General features: G+C 70.9%; 14 protein-coding genes and 1 pseudogene. 5 read left to right on the forward strand and 10 right to left on the reverse strand.

Annotated elements, in window-relative coordinates; translation table 11 throughout:
• The first annotated feature begins 131 nt into the window (after positions 1-131).
• Both Q8A52_RS17860 and Q8A52_RS17865 read left to right on the forward strand, forming a co-directional pair.
• Complete coding sequence (locus tag Q8A52_RS17860; RefSeq protein ID WP_316753255.1) at positions 132-794, forward strand: response regulator transcription factor; 663 nt, start codon at positions 132-134, stop codon at positions 792-794.
• Between the two features lie 54 nt (positions 795-848).
• Positions 849-2,303 (forward strand): peptidoglycan D,D-transpeptidase FtsI family protein, encoded by a 1,455-nt coding sequence (locus tag Q8A52_RS17865; RefSeq protein ID WP_316753257.1) that lies wholly within the window; start codon positions 849-851, stop codon positions 2,301-2,303.
• A gap of 94 nt (positions 2,304-2,397) precedes the next feature.
• On the opposite strand, the gene Q8A52_RS17870 is transcribed toward Q8A52_RS17865, so the two are convergent.
• The 8 genes from Q8A52_RS17870 to Q8A52_RS17905 form a co-directional block, all read right to left on the reverse strand.
• A complete protein-coding gene (locus Q8A52_RS17870; RefSeq protein WP_316753259.1) occupies positions 2,398-3,849 on the reverse strand; it encodes an NCS2 family permease in 1,452 nt (483 codons plus the stop codon).
• Positions 3,850-4,179: 330 nt separating this feature from the next.
• A complete protein-coding gene (locus Q8A52_RS17875) occupies positions 4,180-4,977 on the reverse strand; it encodes an HAD family acid phosphatase (protein ID WP_316753261.1) in 798 nt (265 codons plus the stop codon).
• 198 nt (positions 4,978-5,175) lie between these two features.
• Positions 5,176-6,909, reverse strand: coding sequence for an L-arabinonate dehydratase (gene araD, locus Q8A52_RS17880; RefSeq protein ID WP_316753263.1), 1,734 nt, complete (start codon positions 6,907-6,909; stop codon positions 5,176-5,178).
• Positions 6,906-7,817: a dihydrodipicolinate synthase family protein gene (locus Q8A52_RS17885; protein ID WP_316753265.1), complete on the reverse strand. Its 912-nt coding sequence runs from the start codon at positions 7,815-7,817 to the stop codon at positions 6,906-6,908. Before Q8A52_RS17885 ends, araD begins: the two co-directional genes overlap by 4 nt.
• The gene (locus tag Q8A52_RS17890) at positions 7,814-8,482 is read right to left on the reverse strand and encodes a GntR family transcriptional regulator (RefSeq protein WP_316753267.1); all 669 of its coding nucleotides are present in this window, start codon (positions 8,480-8,482) and stop codon (positions 7,814-7,816) included. Before Q8A52_RS17890 ends, Q8A52_RS17885 begins: the two co-directional genes overlap by 4 nt.
• Positions 8,483-8,625: 143 nt before the next feature.
• Entirely contained in the window at positions 8,626-9,378 is a 753-nt protein-coding gene (locus Q8A52_RS17895) for an MBL fold metallo-hydrolase (protein ID WP_316753270.1), read from the reverse strand.
• Between the two features lie 22 nt (positions 9,379-9,400).
• On the reverse strand, positions 9,401-9,919 hold the full coding sequence (locus tag Q8A52_RS17900; RefSeq protein WP_316753272.1) for a DUF6368 family protein: 519 nt from the start codon (positions 9,917-9,919) through the stop codon (positions 9,401-9,403).
• 85 nt (positions 9,920-10,004) lie between these two features.
• Positions 10,005-10,592: a TIGR03086 family metal-binding protein gene (locus tag Q8A52_RS17905; RefSeq protein ID WP_316753274.1), complete on the reverse strand. Its 588-nt coding sequence runs from the start codon at positions 10,590-10,592 to the stop codon at positions 10,005-10,007.
• 161 nt (positions 10,593-10,753) lie between these two features.
• Here Q8A52_RS17905 and Q8A52_RS17910 point away from each other — a divergent pair.
• A pseudogene (locus Q8A52_RS17910) lies at positions 10,754-11,056 on the forward strand (MFS transporter); the annotation flags it as partial.
• A gap of 146 nt (positions 11,057-11,202) precedes the next feature.
• Here the strand turns inward: Q8A52_RS17910 and Q8A52_RS17915 are convergent.
• Positions 11,203-12,366: a hypothetical protein gene (locus Q8A52_RS17915; protein ID WP_316753276.1), complete on the reverse strand. Its 1,164-nt coding sequence runs from the start codon at positions 12,364-12,366 to the stop codon at positions 11,203-11,205.
• Complete coding sequence (locus Q8A52_RS17920; protein ID WP_316753278.1) at positions 12,363-13,304, reverse strand: 5-dehydro-4-deoxyglucarate dehydratase; 942 nt, start codon at positions 13,302-13,304, stop codon at positions 12,363-12,365. Before Q8A52_RS17920 ends, Q8A52_RS17915 begins: the two co-directional genes overlap by 4 nt.
• A 221-nt stretch (positions 13,305-13,525) precedes the next feature.
• Here Q8A52_RS17920 and Q8A52_RS17925 point away from each other — a divergent pair, with 221 nt between their 5' ends.
• Complete coding sequence (locus tag Q8A52_RS17925; RefSeq protein WP_316753280.1) at positions 13,526-14,335, forward strand: NAD-dependent epimerase/dehydratase family protein; 810 nt, start codon at positions 13,526-13,528, stop codon at positions 14,333-14,335.
• Between the two features lie 283 nt (positions 14,336-14,618).
• Positions 14,619-15,389 (forward strand): DeoR/GlpR family DNA-binding transcription regulator, encoded by a 771-nt coding sequence (locus tag Q8A52_RS17930; protein WP_316753283.1) that lies wholly within the window; start codon positions 14,619-14,621, stop codon positions 15,387-15,389.
• The last annotated feature ends 35 nt before the right edge of the window (positions 15,390-15,424 follow it).

The raw sequence follows: 15,424 nt of genomic DNA on the forward strand, positions 1-15,424 counted from the left end.
CGGGACTCCGGGCGGCCAAGTCCTTTGAGCCTTGCCAACGGCGCCCGCATGACAGCCATACCCAGAGCCCCTGGGCCTTCCGATCTTACGAATGACCAGATCAGACCCACGCCTAGAAAGGTAGGACCCGCATGACCCAGGCCCCGACCCTCCGGATCGTCCTCGCCGACGACGAGCGCATGGTGCGCTCGGCCCTGCGCGCCATCCTCTCCGCCGAGCCGGACCTGGAGGTCGTCGGCGAGGCGGCGACCGGCGCCGAGGCCGTGTCGGTCGTACGGGCGCTGAGGCCCGACGTGGTCCTGATGGACGTCCGCATGCCGGAGACCGACGGGATCCGGGCCACCGAGCAGATCCTGGCCACGCTCGACGAGCCGCCGCGCATCGTCGTCGTGACCACCTTCGAGAACGACTCCTATGTGTACGACGCACTGCGCGCCGGGGCCGTCGGGTTCCTGCTGAAGCGGGCCGAGGCCGACGCGCTGGTGCAGGCGGTGCGACTGGTCGCGCGCACCGACAGCCTGCTGTTCCCGTCGGCCGTACGGGCGCTGGCCGCCGAGTACGCGCGCGCCGTCCCGGCGCCTGCGGCCTGGGTGGCGCGGCTCACGGGCCGGGAGAAGGAGGTGCTGCGACAGCTGGCCGCCGGGCTCACCAACGCCGAGATCGCCCGGCGCATGGAGGTCGGCCCCGCCACCGTGAAGACACACGTCGCGGCGGTCCTGGCCAAGACCGGCGCGCGGGACCGGACGCAGGCGGTGATTGCCGCGTACGAGGCGGGCTTTCTGAAATCCCGATGAGAAAAGCGGGCGTACGGGAACGACTGCCGCCCTCTTGGTCGTCTTCTGTCCGGGATGAACAAGACGATCAGGCGGGCGTCCGTCTTCGCGCTGCTGCTCGTGCTCGCTCTGCTGATCAGGGCGACCTGGGTGCAGTACTACGACGGCCAGGCCCTCGCGGACGACAAGAACAACCGGCGCAACGCGATCGAGACGTACGCGGAGCCGCTCGGGAACATCATCGTGGCCGGCGATTCCGTCACCGGCTCGACGCGGACGAAGGGGGGCGACCTCGCGTACAAACGGACGTACAAGAACGGCAAGCTGTACGCGGCGGTCACGGGCTATGCGTCCCAGGCCTACGCGCCGACCCAGCTCGAGGGCATCTACCAGGACGTGCTCAACGGCACGGACAACCGGCTGAAGACCATCATGGGCACGGTCACCGGCAAGCGTGCCGATCCGGGCAACGTGGTCACGACGATCGATCCGGATGTGCAGAAGGCGGCCTACCGGGCGCTGGGCGGCAACAAGGGCGCGGCCCTCGCGATCGACCCGAAGACCGGGAAGATCCTCGCCGTGGTGTCGACCCCGTCGTACGACCCCACGACGCTCACCGACGCCAACACCGCGGGGACCGCCTGGAAGCAGCTCAACGCCGACTCGGACAAGCCGCTGACCAACCGCGCGCTGCGCCAGCCGCTGCCGCCGGGTTCGACGTTCAAGCTGGTCGTGGCGGCGGCCGCGCTGGAGGACGGGCTGTACAAGAACGTGGACGAACACACCGACAGCCCCGACCCGTACACGCTGCCCGGTACCACCAGGGTCCTCGCCAACGAGAACAAGTCGGCACCCTGCAAGGACGCCTCGATCCGTGTCGCCCTGCGCTTCTCCTGCAACAACGTCTTCGGCAAGATGGCCGTCGACCTCGGCCAGGACAAGGTGAAGGCGATGGCCGAGAAGTTCGGCTTCAACGACGACAAGCAGGATGTGCCGGTGCGCGCCTACGCCAGCGTGTACCCGTCGGACATGGACAAGGCACAGACGGCCCTGTCGGGCATCGGGCAGTTCGACGTGACGGCGACCCCACTCCAGATGGCCATGGTGTCCGCGGCCATAGCCAATGGCGGCAAGCTGGTCTCACCGCACCTGGTTTCGCAGATCACCGACAGCGGTGGCGACGTGCTGCAGAACTACGACGACGGCACGGACAGCAAGGAGATCGTGAGCTCCTCCACCGCCGAGCAGTTGCAGTCGGCGATGGAGACGGTCGTGAAGGACGGCACGGGTACGAACGCGCTGATCGACGGCGTGACCGTGGGCGGCAAGACGGGCACGGCCCAGCACGGCGAGAACAACAGCAAGACGCCGTACGCCTGGTTCACCTCGTACGGCAAGTCCGACAGCACCGGCAAGGAGGTCGCCGTGGCGGTCATGGTGGAGCAGTCGGACGCGGCGCGTTCGGAAGTGAGCGGCAACGGATTGGCGGCCCCGGTGGCCAAGGCGATGATGCAAGCGGCGCTGAAGTAAGCGCCCCAAAAGGGCGCGGGGCTGTATCGATGTGCGGCTCGCCGCGTGGGCGCGACCAGCCGCATCGGACCCGCGGCCGATCGCGCAGCGACCCTCACTTCACGCCGAGAACCTGCTCCACCGGATCGATCGCGAAGTAGACGAGGAACAGCACCGAGACGCCCCACAGCAGCCAGTTGACCTCTCTGGCCTTCCCCAGCACCGTCTTGATGACGACGTACGACAGGAAACCGGCACCGATGCCATCGGTTATCGAGTAGGTGAACGGCATCGCGGCGATCGTCAGGAACGCCGGGATGGCGATCTCGTACTTGTCCCAGTCGATGTGCTTGACGTGGGTCATCATCAGGAAGCCCACCGCGATCAGCGCGGGCGCCGCCGCCTGCAGCGGAACGATGGTCAGCAGCGGGGTGAGGAACAGCGCGAGACCGAAGAGGCCGCCGGTGATCAGGTTGGCGAAACCGGTGCGGGCACCCTCGCCGACACCGGCCGCGGACTCGATGTAGGCGGTGTTGGAGGAGGACGAGCCCACACCGCCCGCGACGGCGGCGGCGCCGTCGATGAACAGGACCCGGCCGATGCCCGGCACCTGCCCCTTCTCGTCGAGCAGGCCGGCCTCGGCGCTGATGCCCACGATGGTGCCCATGGCGTCGAAGAAGTCCGACAGGACCAGGGTGAAGACCAGCAGGACCGCGGTGAGCACCCCGGCCTCGGCGAAGCCTCCGAACAGGCTGAAGTGACCGACGAGTCCGAAGTCCGGGCTGGCGACGATCTTGTCGGGCACCTTCGGGGTGGTCAGACCCCAGCTCTTGATGTCGGCGACGGCATTGATGACGATCGCGACGACGGTCATGGTGACGATGCTGATGAGGATCGCGCCCTTCACCTTCCGCGCGACCAGCGCGATGGTCAGCAGCACGCCGAGACAGAAGACCAGTACGGGCCAGCCGGTGAGCCGGCCGACGGCGCCCAGCTGCACCGGCACGGTGGTGTTCGCGGCGTCCGGGATACGGCTGACGAACCCGGCGTCGACGAAGCCGATGAATGCGATGAACAGGCCGATGCCGACGCCGATGGCCTGCTTGAGCTGCTGCGGGATGGCGTTCATGATCGCTTCCCGGAGTCCGGTGAGGACAAGGACGCAGATCAGGACGCCTTCGAGGACGACCAGGCCCATGGCGTCGGCCCAGCTCATCAGCGGCGCCAACTGGAAGGCGACGACGGCGTTGAGGCCGAGGCCGGCGGCGATGGCGAGCGGGAGGTTGCCGCCGACGCCCATGATGATCGTCATCACACAGGCCACCAGCGCGGTGGCGGTGACCAGTTGGCCGGTGTCGAGCTGGTGGCCGAACTTGTCCTTGGCGCTGCCCAGGATGATCGGATTCAGGACAAGGATGTAGGCCATCGTGAAGAACGTGGCGAAACCGCCGCGTATCTCCCGGCCGAGGCTGGACCCCCGCTCGGAGATCTTGAAGTACCGGTCGACACTGTTCACCGGGGGTGGCGCGGCCGTTGGCCGGTCGGTCGCCTGCTGGGTCTCGGACATGATCGTCCTCCTCGTTGCCTGACTGATCGTGCGCGGATGCTGGCTGGATTGTTCCCCCGTTGAACCGGTTTCAGGTTCTCTCCGTGTTACGGAATCGGGTTCGGCCGGTCAGACCACGTCCGAACCCCCGTACGAGGTACGCCAATCACCACTCACTGGGCACCGGCCCCGACGGAACCTCCTGCCTCTTCTCCTCATCTCACATCACGTACGAGTGAGTGAACCACCTTGATCCGCCGGCCTGGCCCCCCTCGGCCGGCATGAGAACGCCCCCGCCGGTCACGACCGGCGGGGGCGTTCGTCCTGTCCAGGCGTCCGGCCCGCAGCGAACTAGCTGACGAAGTACGTCGGGTTCGGGAGCTTGTACGTCCGGTCGGCGTAGCCGCCGTCGAGGTCCGAGTACTGGTCGCCGAAGTTGGCGATGATCTCGTACCCGAGGTCGTCCTCGATGTGCTTGCGGGTGCCGGACTTGTACTGCACGGTCGTGCAGTTCCAGGCGCCCGGGGCGGCGCAGTCCTTCAGGTAGGCCGGCGGGTTGGCCTTGTCCTTGAGGAACATGTGGTCGGCGTCGAGGTTCACATCGGCGCCGATCTTCTTCAGGTTCTCGACCGCGGCGGTGCGCTGCGCCTCGCTCAGGCCCGAGTTGTAGAAGACCTCGACGCCCTTGGACTCGGCGTACTGGACCAGCTCGGGGCTGCCGAAGACGGCCGGGCGGTCGGCCTTGTTCACATAGTCCGCCCAGGTGGTCGAGTTGTAGGTGTAGTTGTAGCGCTTCTCGTAGTCGAGGCTGAGCAGCAGCGTGTCGTCGATGTCGAAGACGACCGCGGGCTTCTCGCCCCAGTGGTGGGCCTGGTGCGCGGCCCGGTCGATGTAGCGCTTGGCGGCGGCGTCCATGCGCGCCAGGTCCGTGGCGTACGGGCTGTCCGGGGACGCCTGGTACACGCCGTTGCTGTCGGCGGTGGTGCCGTAGTACGTGTCGATGTCCTTCACCAGCAGCCCGATGTTGTAGGGCTCGTGGGTGGAGTTGGCCGTCGACTGGTGTGCGGTGGCCGCGCCGGCCCCGTAGAGGGCGCCACCGGCGACAGCACAGGCGGCGACAACGGCCGCGAGACGCAGTGATTTATGCATGACAAAGGTTCTACGCGCGTCACCCGGGTGAGCGCGAGGCCCGTTGCCTGATCGATATCTATCCCACAGGTGACACGGGCCTCACTTCACCCGTCCGGCTCAGTTCATGGTCGCCCATGTTCCTGACCGTGTTGTTCACGGTGATCCGGGAGCGCACCGCGAGGATGCCGTGCGGGTGGGCAGGTGTGCGGGGTCCCGTCAGCCGGCGTACGGGTCCGGCACCCGGCCCGGCCGGGCCAGGAACTCGAAGTCGCATCCGGTGTCGGCCTGGGTGATCTGCTCGTTGTAGAGCGCGCCGTAGCCGCGCTGGTAACGGGGGTGCGGCGGCGTCCACGTGGCCCGCCTGCGCGCCAGCTCCTCGTCGTCCACGTTGAGTTGAAGCGTTCGCGCCTCGACGTCCAGGGTGATGGGGTCCCCGGTGCGCACCAGCGCCAGCGGTCCCCCGACGTACGACTCGGGCGCCACGTGCAGCACGCACGCGCCGTAACTCGTGCCGCTCATACGGGCGTCGGAGATCCGCACCATGTCCCGCACGCCCTGTCCGAGCAGGTGGTCGGGGAGGGGCAGCATGCCGTACTCGGGCATGCCGGGTCCGCCCTTGGGTCCGGCGTTGCGCAGGACGAGGACGCTGTCGGCGGTGATGCCCAGGGAGGGGTCGTTGATGGTCCGCTGCATCGTCCGGTAGTCGTCGAAGACGACGGCCGGGCCGGTGTGCTTGAGCAGGTGCGGCTCGGCGGCGATGTGCTTGATGACCGCGCCGTCCGGGCAGAGGTTGCCGCGCAGCACGGCCACCCCGCCCTCGCTCGCGACCGGGTTGTCGCGGGTGCGGATGACGTCGTCGTCGTGCACCCGGGCGCCCGCGAGCTGCTCGCGCAGGGCGTCGTACGAGACCGTCGGCCGGTCGAGGTGGAGCAGGTCCGGGATACGGGAGAGGAACCCGGGGAGGCCGCCCGCGAAGTGGAAGTCCTCCATCAGATACCGCTGTCCGCCGGGGCGGACGTTGGCGAGGACCGGGACCGTGCGGGCGATGCGGTCGAAGTCGTCGAGGGTGAGCCGCACGCCCGCCCGGCCGGCCATGGCGATCAGATGGATCACGGCGTTGGTCGAGCCGCCCAGGCCGAGCACGGTCGTCACCGCGTCCTCGAACGCCTCGCGGGTGAGGATGTCGGACAGCTTCCGGTCCCGGTGGACCAGTTCGACGATCCTCAGCCCGGACGCCGCGGCCATCCGGTCGTGCCCGGAGTCCACGGCCGGGATGCTGGACGCGCCCGGGACGGTCACACCGAGTGCCTCGGTGGCGGCGGTCAGCGTGGAGGCCGTACCCATGGTCATGCAGTGGCCGGGTGAGCGGGCCAGGGCGCTCTCCAGCTCGGCCAGCTCGCAGTCGCCGATGAGGCCGGCGCGCTTGTCGTCCCAGTACTTCCACATGTCGGTGCCGGAGCCGAGGACCTCGCCCCGCCAGTGGCCCGGCAGCATCGGCCCGGCGGGCACGAAAACCGTGGGCAGGTCGACGCTCGCGGCCCCCATGAGCAGGGCGGGCGTGGACTTGTCGCAGCCGCCCAGCAGGACGGCGCCGTCGACCGGGTAGGACCGCAGCAGCTCCTCGGTCTCCATCGAGAGCAGGTTGCGGTAGAGCATCGGGGTCGGCTTCTGGAAGGTCTCGCTGAGGGTGGAGACCGGGAATTCGAGCGGGAAGCCGCCGGCCTGCCACACCCCGCGCTTGACGGCCTGTGCGCGGTCCCTCAGGTGCACATGACAGGGGTTGATCTCCGACCAGGTGTTCAGGATCGCGATGACCGGCTTGCCCAGGTGTTCCTCGGGCAGGTAGCCGAGCTGGCGGGTGCGAGCGCGGTGGCTGAAGGAGCGCAGCCCGTCGGTGCCGTACCACGCGTGGCTTCTGAGCCCTGCGCCCTTCTTGATGTCGCTCTTCATATCGACCAGCCGGCGACGATGGCGGCGACCTCGGCGCGCTCGTCCTCGGACAGCTGCCTGCTGGGCGGGCGGACCTCGCGGCGGCACAGGCCGAGGGAGGCGAGCGCCTCCTTGACGACGGTGACGTTGTCGGCGGAGCCGTTCGCGGCGCGCAGTTCCTCGAAGCGGCGGATCTGCTCCCAGACCTTCATGGCGGCGGGGTAGTCGCCGGATCGAAGCGCTTCGATCATGTTCAGCGAAGCGGCCGGGGCGACGTTCACGAGTCCGGAGGTGAAGCCGGTGGCGCCCGCGGAGAAGTACGAGGGGGCGTAGGGCTCGGCCAGACCGGCCACCCATACGAAGCGGTCGAGACCCGCGTCCCGGGAGAAGGCGGCGAAGCGGGCGGCGTCCGGGACCGCGTACTTGACGCCGATGACGTTCGGGCAGGCGTCGGCGAGCTCGGCGAGGCGGGCGCCGGGCAGCTGAGCGTTGCGGATGTACGGCACGACGCCCAGTTCGGGGGCTGCCTCGGCGATCGCCCGGTGGTAGTCGACCCAGCCGCTCTGCGCGACGTAGGGGTGGACGGGCTGGTGGACCATCACCATCCCGGCGCCCCGCTCGCGGGCGTGCCGGGCGGACGCGACGGCAGTGGGCACGTCGTGGCCGACGCCGACGAGGACGGCGGCGCGCTCGCCCACCTCGTCGAGGGTCAGTTCGGTGACCAGCCGCCGCTCCTCGGGGGTGAGGGCGTAGAACTCACCGGTGTTGCCGTTGGGGGTGAGGGTGGTGACGCCGCCGTCGAGCAGCCTGCGCAGCAGGGCCCGGTGGACATCCCCGTCGACGGTGCCGTCCTCGGCGAACGGGGTCACCGGGATCGCGACCACACCGGCCAGGGCCGCCCGCTGGGTCTCGAACGTCACGCCGCTCATTGCCGGCCTTCCGCTGCCGGGGACTCGTCGGAAGCCTGCGGGAAAGCCCGCCGGACGAACGACGCGATGTGGGCGCGCAATGCGCCGGCCGCGCCGTCCGCGTCGCCGTCCAGGGCGAGCCGCAGGATCTCGCGGTGCTCGTCGGCCTCCCGTTCCCAGGAGGGGGCGGCGGCCCAGGCGACGGCGGAGACGAGGGCGGCCTGGTCGCGGACCTCGTCGAGCATCCGGCCGAGCAGCGGGTTGCCGCACGGCAGATAGAGGGCGCGGTGGAAGTCCCGGTTGGCGAGGGAGCGTTCGGCCGTGTCCGTCGCCTCGTCGGCCCGGGTCAGCGCGTCACGGGCGCCGTCGAGGCAGGCGCCGAGCCGCACGGCCCGCTTCACCGCCTCCGGTTCGAGCAGCAGCCGCACGTCGTAGACCTCGCGCGCCATGTCCGCGTCCACCATGCGCACCGTGACGCCCTTGTACTGGCTCATCACGACCAGTCCGGTCCCGGCGAGGGTCTTCAGCGCCTCGCGCACCGGGGTCTTGGACACCCCGAACTGTGCGGCGAGCTCGGTCTCGACCAGGGCCTGACCCGGTGTCAACTGCCCGGTGAGGATGCGGTGTCTGATCGCGTCCAGCACGAACTGCGTGCGGGACGGGATCGGCGTGGGCACAGAGGTCATGCGCGCCTCTCGGATATCGCGTATGTGATCTCACGTATCGCGTCTCATATATGACGTACGAAATACGACGGGTTGACGGTAGGAGCGCCCCCGCGCTTCGTCAATGCCTCTGACAAAGGGAGCTGAGGTGCCGTCGGGGAGGTTCAGACGATCCTGCTGTCGCCTTCGCGGGCGGTGTCCGTGGGCCGGCCGAAGGCCACCGCGGCGCGGGCGGTCGCCGACTCGCGGCCCAGCGTGGGCCCGACGTGGGTGATGAGCAGCTCGCGCACATGGGCCTCGCGGGCGATACGGCCCGCGTCCTCCGGCGTCAGATGAACCCGTTCGCCTTCGCGATGTTCGTCGATGTCCGCCTCGCAGAGGAACAGGTCGGCGCGGGTGGCGAGCTCGATGAGCGCGGCACAGGGCCCGCTGTCCCCCGAGTAGGCCAGCACGCTCCCCTGGGACTCGGCGCGCAGTCCGTACGCCTCGGTGCCGTGGGCGACCGCGCGGGCGGTGAGGCGCAGATTCCAGTGCTGGACGAAATGGCCGTCGTACAGGGGCCGGAAGTCGAAGACACGGCTCAGGAAGTCCACATCGGGCTTCCCGAAGAAGCCCGCCAGCCGCCAGGCACAATCCTGCGGCGCGTACACCGGGACCGGCGCGGGCGGAGCCATGCCGCCGAACGCGAAGGCATAGGCCGCGGCGAGCAGATCCGCGCTGTGGTCGGCGTGCAGATGCGAGATCCAGATCGCCGTGAGCCGCGCGGGATCCGTGTGCCTCTGCAACTCGGCGAAGGTACCGGGCCCCGCGTCCACCCACACCTCGGCGCCTCCGCCGCGCAGCAGGTACCCGGAACACGGGCGCCCGGGCCGCGGGTACGGGGAGGCGGTGCCGAGGACGGTGAGCGTGAGGGGCATGCCCGGAGCGTAATGTCGCCCGCTACTTGATCATGCGGAATTGGGGCTGCCGCAGCCAGGCGGCGAGGAACTCGGCGTCCCCGACCTGACGCAGCCCGCGTCCGTCGTCATCGGCGCCGTACGACACCTGAGCGAGCAGCCCCGGCAGCTCCGGCGCGTCCAGCATTCCGTCGAAGTCGATCAGCGCGTCGAGGCGTCGGGCGAGGGCGAGCGTGAGGTGGCCCAGCATCCGGTGGTTCGCCGGACCGGAGGAGCCGGCGGCCAGGACCAGCCCCTGGACGCGCGGGCTCGGGAAGGCCGAGTAGTCCTCGTCCGGCGCGGGGATGTGCTCGTCCCCCGTCAGGAGGAAGGCACCGGTCCCCTCGGCGTCGGCGGCCGGTCCGAGCGCCCGCGGATCCTCGACCCGGACGTCGACCTCTCCGTCGTCCCGGACTCGCACCGGCGCGCAGAAGCTCTCCAGCCACGGGAGCAGACCGGCTATCACCTCCCGGGTCTCCCTCGGCCGCCCGAACAGCCACAGCCCCACCACCGGCCCGGCCACGCCCGCCGCCTCTCCCCCTCGGTCCGTCCATGCGGTTGTAGCAGGCCCGGCCCCCGGCTCCGTACCCGTTTTCGTTCGAACCCTCCTACGGCCGCCACCCCGGATCCCGCCCGCTCAGTCCCACCGCGCGGTCCAGCAGGGGGGCGTCGGCCGGGACGGGGACTACGGGGCCGAAGGCGCCGTTGCCGCGGTCGGGGTTGTCGGCCGCGGCGAGCAGGAAGCCGTACGACGCCTGCAGGGCCGCGGGGTCGGGGGTGTACTGCCGGCCGGTCGCGCGGGCCAGGTCCCAGCCGTGGATCACCAGTTCGTCCGCGGCGACCGCGCCCGCGACCGCGCCGGGCAGGTCCACGCCGCCCGCGCGGGTCATACCGGTCCACGCGGCGGGCTCGCGCCAGGCCTCGGCGAGCTCGTCCAGGACCTTGGGCAGCTCCTCGCGCCAGCCGGGGCCGATGTCCGGCTCGGCGGCGGTCGGGCTGGTGTCGGTGGTGGTACCCAGGTCCTTGCGGGCGGCGTCGCGGAAGGCGACGGACAGCCCCAGCAGGTGCCCCAGCATGTTGCGCACCGCGCAGCCCGGACACGGCGTCGCGGCCGAGAGCTGCTCGTCGGTGACACCCTCGGCGAGCCGCAGCAGCTCGCGCGTCTGCGGGCCGAGGTCGAGGATCGTGTCGGTCATCCGGTTGCTCCTTGGGGATGGCGGTGTCCGTCTCCGTACAGAAGGTGGACTGTCCGGGTTCCCGGAACTCATCGGTGGCCGCCCGATTCCGTGGGGCGCCTGCCCGATGTCGCACGGATGCCTCAGGCCCACGATGACCGGGCACGACGACGAACCGGACCGTGACCCGCGTCCTCCGGGACCGCAACGCGGGGCTGTATCTGTCGAGCGTGGTGGTGTCCGCCTCCGGCACGTCCGCGCTGGGGCTCGCGTCGGGCGTGTGGGTCAAGGACCTCACCGGCTCGAACGGCCTGGCCGCCCTGTGCATGCTCGCCACCCGGGCGCCGATGCCGCTGGGCCCGGCGCTCGGCACGATCACCGACCGCGTCCGCCGCACACCGCTGCTCATCTGGACGAACCCGGGCCACGCCGGTCTCCTGCTCACCCTCTTCGGTGTCCGCACGACGTCCCGGGGCCGCTGCTGGGCCGGGCGACCGCACCGCCGACACCTTGGTCGTCACGCCGAACATGATCGGGCCGGCCGTGGGGCGGCCCTGGTCGAGTTGGTCGACCACCGTCTGCCGCTGGTCCTGTTCGGCCTGGCGCTGCTCGCGACGACCGCCTTCCTGGCTCAGCGCCCGGACAGGGCCTCCCGCACCGCCGCCAGGTCCATGTCCGACGCCAACCCGGCGTGATACAGCCGCAGTTCCGTCGCCCCGAGCTCCCGCGCCCGGGCCGCGTCCGCCGCGAGCGTGCCGGGGCTGCCGCCCATCCCGGAGACCACGGTGAAGTTGGCCGCGAGCACGGCAGCCGCGCGCCCCTGCTCCGCGAACGGCCTCAGCCGACCGGGCCCGTCCGTGCAGGGCACGACCACACCGTCCGCGACGGACAGAATGTGGGCCGGGTCCACGCCCACGTCGGCGCCGCAGTGGTAGGACACCGGGTCCGCGTGGAGCAGCACCTGGAAGCCGTCGGGCGCGGCCGCGCGGACCGCGGCGACGGCCTCCTCCTGGAGGGTACGGGCGGTTTCTTCGCGCCACGCGCGCGTGGCGGCGGCCTGCTGTACGCCGAGGAGCTTCTCCACGCCCGCCCAGCCTCCGTCGTCGGGCGCGCCCTGCCACAGCGGCTCCAGGGCGTCCCGTACGGCAGTGGCCAGTTCGTCGGGGTCCAGGCCTTCTCCGCCGTACCCGTCCCGGCAGGCGGAGCAGAAGCAGAGCGACATCAGGTACTGGCCGGCCTCACCCAGGCCGACTCCGCCGGTCTTGTCGTGGGCGTGCAGATGCGCGAGACCGTACCAGCCGAGGGACTCCAGCTCGGTGCCCCTGGCTCCGGGCCGTACGGCGGCCTCCGCGGCCAGGTCGACGAGGTACGCGCGCGTGGCGGGTGGCGCGATGCACGGCGCCCACGGGTAGCGGTCGCCGTAGGCGTTGACGACGCAGGTGCCCGGGTGCTCGGCGCCCAGGCGGGAGTTGTGTGCGAGGACGACCCAGGTGTGCACCTCCAGGCCGGCCGCCGCGAGCGCCGCGGCCGCCGCGCCGTAGGCGTCCCCGGGCGCCCAGGCCCCGGCCGGGTACGGGCGTATCGTGCGGCCCGTCCAGCGGTCGCCGGGCGGATACAGCACGGCCGCGTGCTCGGCGGTGACGACGCGGTGGCGGGGGTGGCGGGGGGTCAGCGCGCGCGTGGAGTGGTAGGCGGCCGCGAGGGTCACCTGGGCCACCCCGAGCGCGGCGACGCGGACGGCTGCCTCCGGGTCCCCGACGACGTCCCAGGGGTAGACGAACGCCGACGCCTTCACGCGTCCTCCTCCAGCAGTGCGTGGCCACGCTCGATGATCCGGGCGAGCTGCTTGACGTGGTCCTCGGACGGCTCGTGCAGCGGGGGCCGCACCTCCCCCACGTCGAGTCCGCGCAGCCGTACGCCCGCCTTGACGAGGGCGACGGCGTAGCCGCGGCCCTGGGCGCGCAGTTCGACGAACGGCCGGTAGAAGCCGTCCAGGAGGCGGTGCGCGGTGGTCTCGTCGCCCGACTCCAGCGCGCGGTGGAAGGCGAGGGCGATCTCGGGCGCGAAGCAGAACACGGCGGAGGAGTAGAGGGTGATGCCGAGGGCGCGGTAGGCGAGCTGGGTCTGCTCGGCGGTCGGGAGCCCGTTGAAGTACAGGAAGTCGCCGGGGACTTCGGCGCGTACGGCGCTGACGATCCGCTGCATCAGGTCCAGGTCGCCGAGGCCGTCCTTGAAGCCGATGATCCCCTCGGTGCGCGCCAGCTCGACCACGGTCGGCGGGGTGAACACGGCGTTGTCCCGCTGGTAGACGATCACGGGCAGGCCGGTCGCCGCGGCCACCTCGCCGTAGTGCCGCACCAGGCCCTCCTGGCCGGCCACGACGAGGTACGGCGGCATGGCCAGCAGCCCGTCGGCACCGGCGCCCTCGGCGAGCCGCGCGTAACGGACGGCGAGGGCGGTGCCGTACCCGGCGCCCGCGACCACCGGTACCCGTCCCTGGGCCGCCTCGACGGCGGCCCGTACGCAGGCCTCGAACTCCTCGGGCAGCAGCGCGTGGAACTCCCCGGTGCCGCAGCAGGCGAACACGGCGGCGGCGCCCGCCTCGACGCCCCGGCGCACATGGGTGCGGTAGACGTCGAGGTCGACCGAGCCGTCGGGGCCGTAGGCCGTGACGGGGAAGAACAGCGGTCCGCTCGGTACACGGAGTCGGGCGGCGAGAGGGGCTGGCGTCACGGGCGCTCCCTGTCGGTGCATGTCTCTGATCGGCGTCTATATTTCTGAACACGACCACGCTACGGGCCCTTCTCCTGACCGGTCAAGCGGACAAACGAGCAACAGGGCAGCAGATCTCCGCACGCCACGCCACACTTGACCAGCCAGGTCGGCCCTCCCTAGCGTGTCCATGAATGTGAATGCCATGCATGAATGCGATCGTTGAGCCAAGGAGACCGTGGATGCCCGCCCCCCGCACCGTCCTGCTCACCGGCGCCGCCGGCGGCCTCGGCACCCTGATGCGGACCCTCCTCCCGGAGTACGGCTACGAGCTGCGCCTGTTCGACGTGCGCCCCATCGAGGGCGCGCCGGACGCGATCACCGCGGACCTCTCCGACACGGCGGCACTGCGCGAGGCCGTCCGGGGCGTCGACGCGGTCCTGCACCTCGCGGGCATCTCGCTGGAAGCGCCCTTCGAGAAGATCCTCAGGTCCAACATCGAGGGCACGTACAACCTGTACGAGGCGGCCCGCCAGGAGGGTGTGCCGCGCATCGTCTTCGCCTCCTCCAACCACGCCGTCGGCTTCACCCCGGCCCCCCGGGGCACGGACCCGCTGATCCCGGTCGACACCCCGCGCCGCCCGGACACCTTCTACGGCCTGTCCAAGGCCTTCGGCGAGGACCTCGCCCAGTTCTACTGGGACAAGTACGGCCTGGAGACCGTCTCCGTGCGCATCGGCTCCTGCTTCCCGGAGCCGACCGGCGTACGCATGCTCTCGGTCTGGATGAGTCCCGCCGACGGCGCCCGCCTGTTCCACGCGGCCCTCACCGCCGAGAACGTGGGCCACACCGTCGTCTACGGTTCCTCCGCCAACACGCGCCTGTGGTGGGACCTGACGAGCGCGCGGGCACTCGGTTACGAACCGCAGGACGACTCCGAGCCGTACGCCGAGAAGCTGATCGCCGAGCACGGCGAGCTGGACCCGGAGAACCCCGCCCACAGCCGTCTGGGCGGCCACTTCGTGAACGATCCGCCGATCTGGCCGTACTGAGGGTCGCGAAACGACCGCTCTCGCGAGCGGGCGCCGAACGGGCTCGCCCGCCCGTGCATTCGGACACCGATCGGGCCCGCCCGCCCGTGCATTCGGGCACGGGCGCTGCCCGCTCTCCCGCCCCGTCCCGCAGCAACGCAGGTCCGAGGCGGGCACAGCGATCGGTGAACGGGCCGATACGGGCAGCATCGAACCGGCAACAGACCTGGTCAGAGCCGCGCACCCGCTGTAGAAATTCCCCCATGGCCCGAACGGGCGGTTCCACAGGGAAGCGGGTGACGACATGAGCACCAGTACGGCGGAGGAACGCCAGCGCGAGATTCTGCGTGCCGCGCGGGCCACGGGCTCGGTCGACGTCACCGCGCTCGCCGCCCGGCTGGGCGTGGCCAAGGAGACCGTCCGGCGCGATCTGCGCGCCCTGGAGGACCACGGTCTGGTGCGCCGCACGCACGGGGGCGCCTATCCCGTGGAGAGCGCCGGCTTCGAGACGACGCTCGCCTACCGCGCCACCAGCCACGTGCCCGAGAAACGCCGGATCGCGGCCGCCGCGGCGGAGCTGCTCGGGGACGCGGAGACGGTCTTCGTCGACGAGGGCTTCACCCCGCAGCTCATCGCCGAGGCCATGCCGAGGGACCGGCCGCTGACCGTGGTCACCGCCTCGCTCCCGGTCGCGGGCGCCCTTGCCGGGGCCGAGCACGTCTCGGTGCTGCTCCTCGGCGGCCGGGTCCGGCCCGGCACACTGGCGACCGTCGACCACTGGACGACGAAGATGCTGGCCGGCTTCGTCCTCGACCTCGCCTTCATCGGCGCCAACGGCATCTCCCGCGAGCACGGTCTGACCACCCCCGACCCCGCGGTCAGCGAGGTCAAGGCGCAGGCCATCCGGGCCGCGCGACGCACGGTCTTCGCGGGTGTGCACACCAAGTTCGGGGCGGTCAGCTTCTGCCGGTTCGCCGAGATCGGCGCGCTGGAGACGATCGTGACGAGCACGCTGCTGCCGGTGTCCGAGGCCCATCGCTATTCGCTGCTGGGACCACAGGTCATCCGGGTCTGAGGAGCCGACGCCACCGCACAGGGCATCCGCATGCC

Origin of the sequence: Streptomyces herbicida (assembly GCF_032656585.1) — a bacterium.
GTDB classification, from domain to species: Bacteria; Actinomycetota; Actinomycetes; order Streptomycetales; family Streptomycetaceae; genus Streptomyces; species Streptomyces herbicida.

Excerpts from the sequence above, each read along its gene's own strand:
- Q8A52_RS17860 (WP_316753255.1), top strand. The coding sequence starts at position 132 with ATGACCCAGGCCCCGACCCTCCGGATCGTCCTCGCCGACGACGAGCGC.
- Q8A52_RS17865 (WP_316753257.1), top strand. The coding sequence starts at position 849 with ATGAACAAGACGATCAGGCGGGCGTCCGTCTTCGCGCTGCTGCTCGTG.
- Q8A52_RS17870 (WP_316753259.1), bottom strand. The coding sequence starts at position 3,849 with ATGTCCGAGACCCAGCAGGCGACCGACCGGCCAACGGCCGCGCCACCC.
- Q8A52_RS17875 (WP_316753261.1), bottom strand. The coding sequence starts at position 4,977 with ATGCATAAATCACTGCGTCTCGCGGCCGTTGTCGCCGCCTGTGCTGTC.
- araD (WP_316753263.1), bottom strand. The coding sequence starts at position 6,909 with ATGAAGAGCGACATCAAGAAGGGCGCAGGGCTCAGAAGCCACGCGTGG.
- Q8A52_RS17885 (WP_316753265.1), bottom strand. The coding sequence starts at position 7,817 with ATGAGCGGCGTGACGTTCGAGACCCAGCGGGCGGCCCTGGCCGGTGTG.
- Q8A52_RS17890 (WP_316753267.1), bottom strand. The coding sequence starts at position 8,482 with ATGACCTCTGTGCCCACGCCGATCCCGTCCCGCACGCAGTTCGTGCTG.
- Q8A52_RS17895 (WP_316753270.1), bottom strand. The coding sequence starts at position 9,378 with ATGCCCCTCACGCTCACCGTCCTCGGCACCGCCTCCCCGTACCCGCGG.
- Q8A52_RS17905 (WP_316753274.1), bottom strand. The coding sequence starts at position 10,592 with ATGACCGACACGATCCTCGACCTCGGCCCGCAGACGCGCGAGCTGCTG.
- Q8A52_RS17925 (WP_316753280.1), top strand. The coding sequence starts at position 13,526 with ATGCCCGCCCCCCGCACCGTCCTGCTCACCGGCGCCGCCGGCGGCCTC.
- Q8A52_RS17930 (WP_316753283.1), top strand. The coding sequence starts at position 14,619 with ATGAGCACCAGTACGGCGGAGGAACGCCAGCGCGAGATTCTGCGTGCC.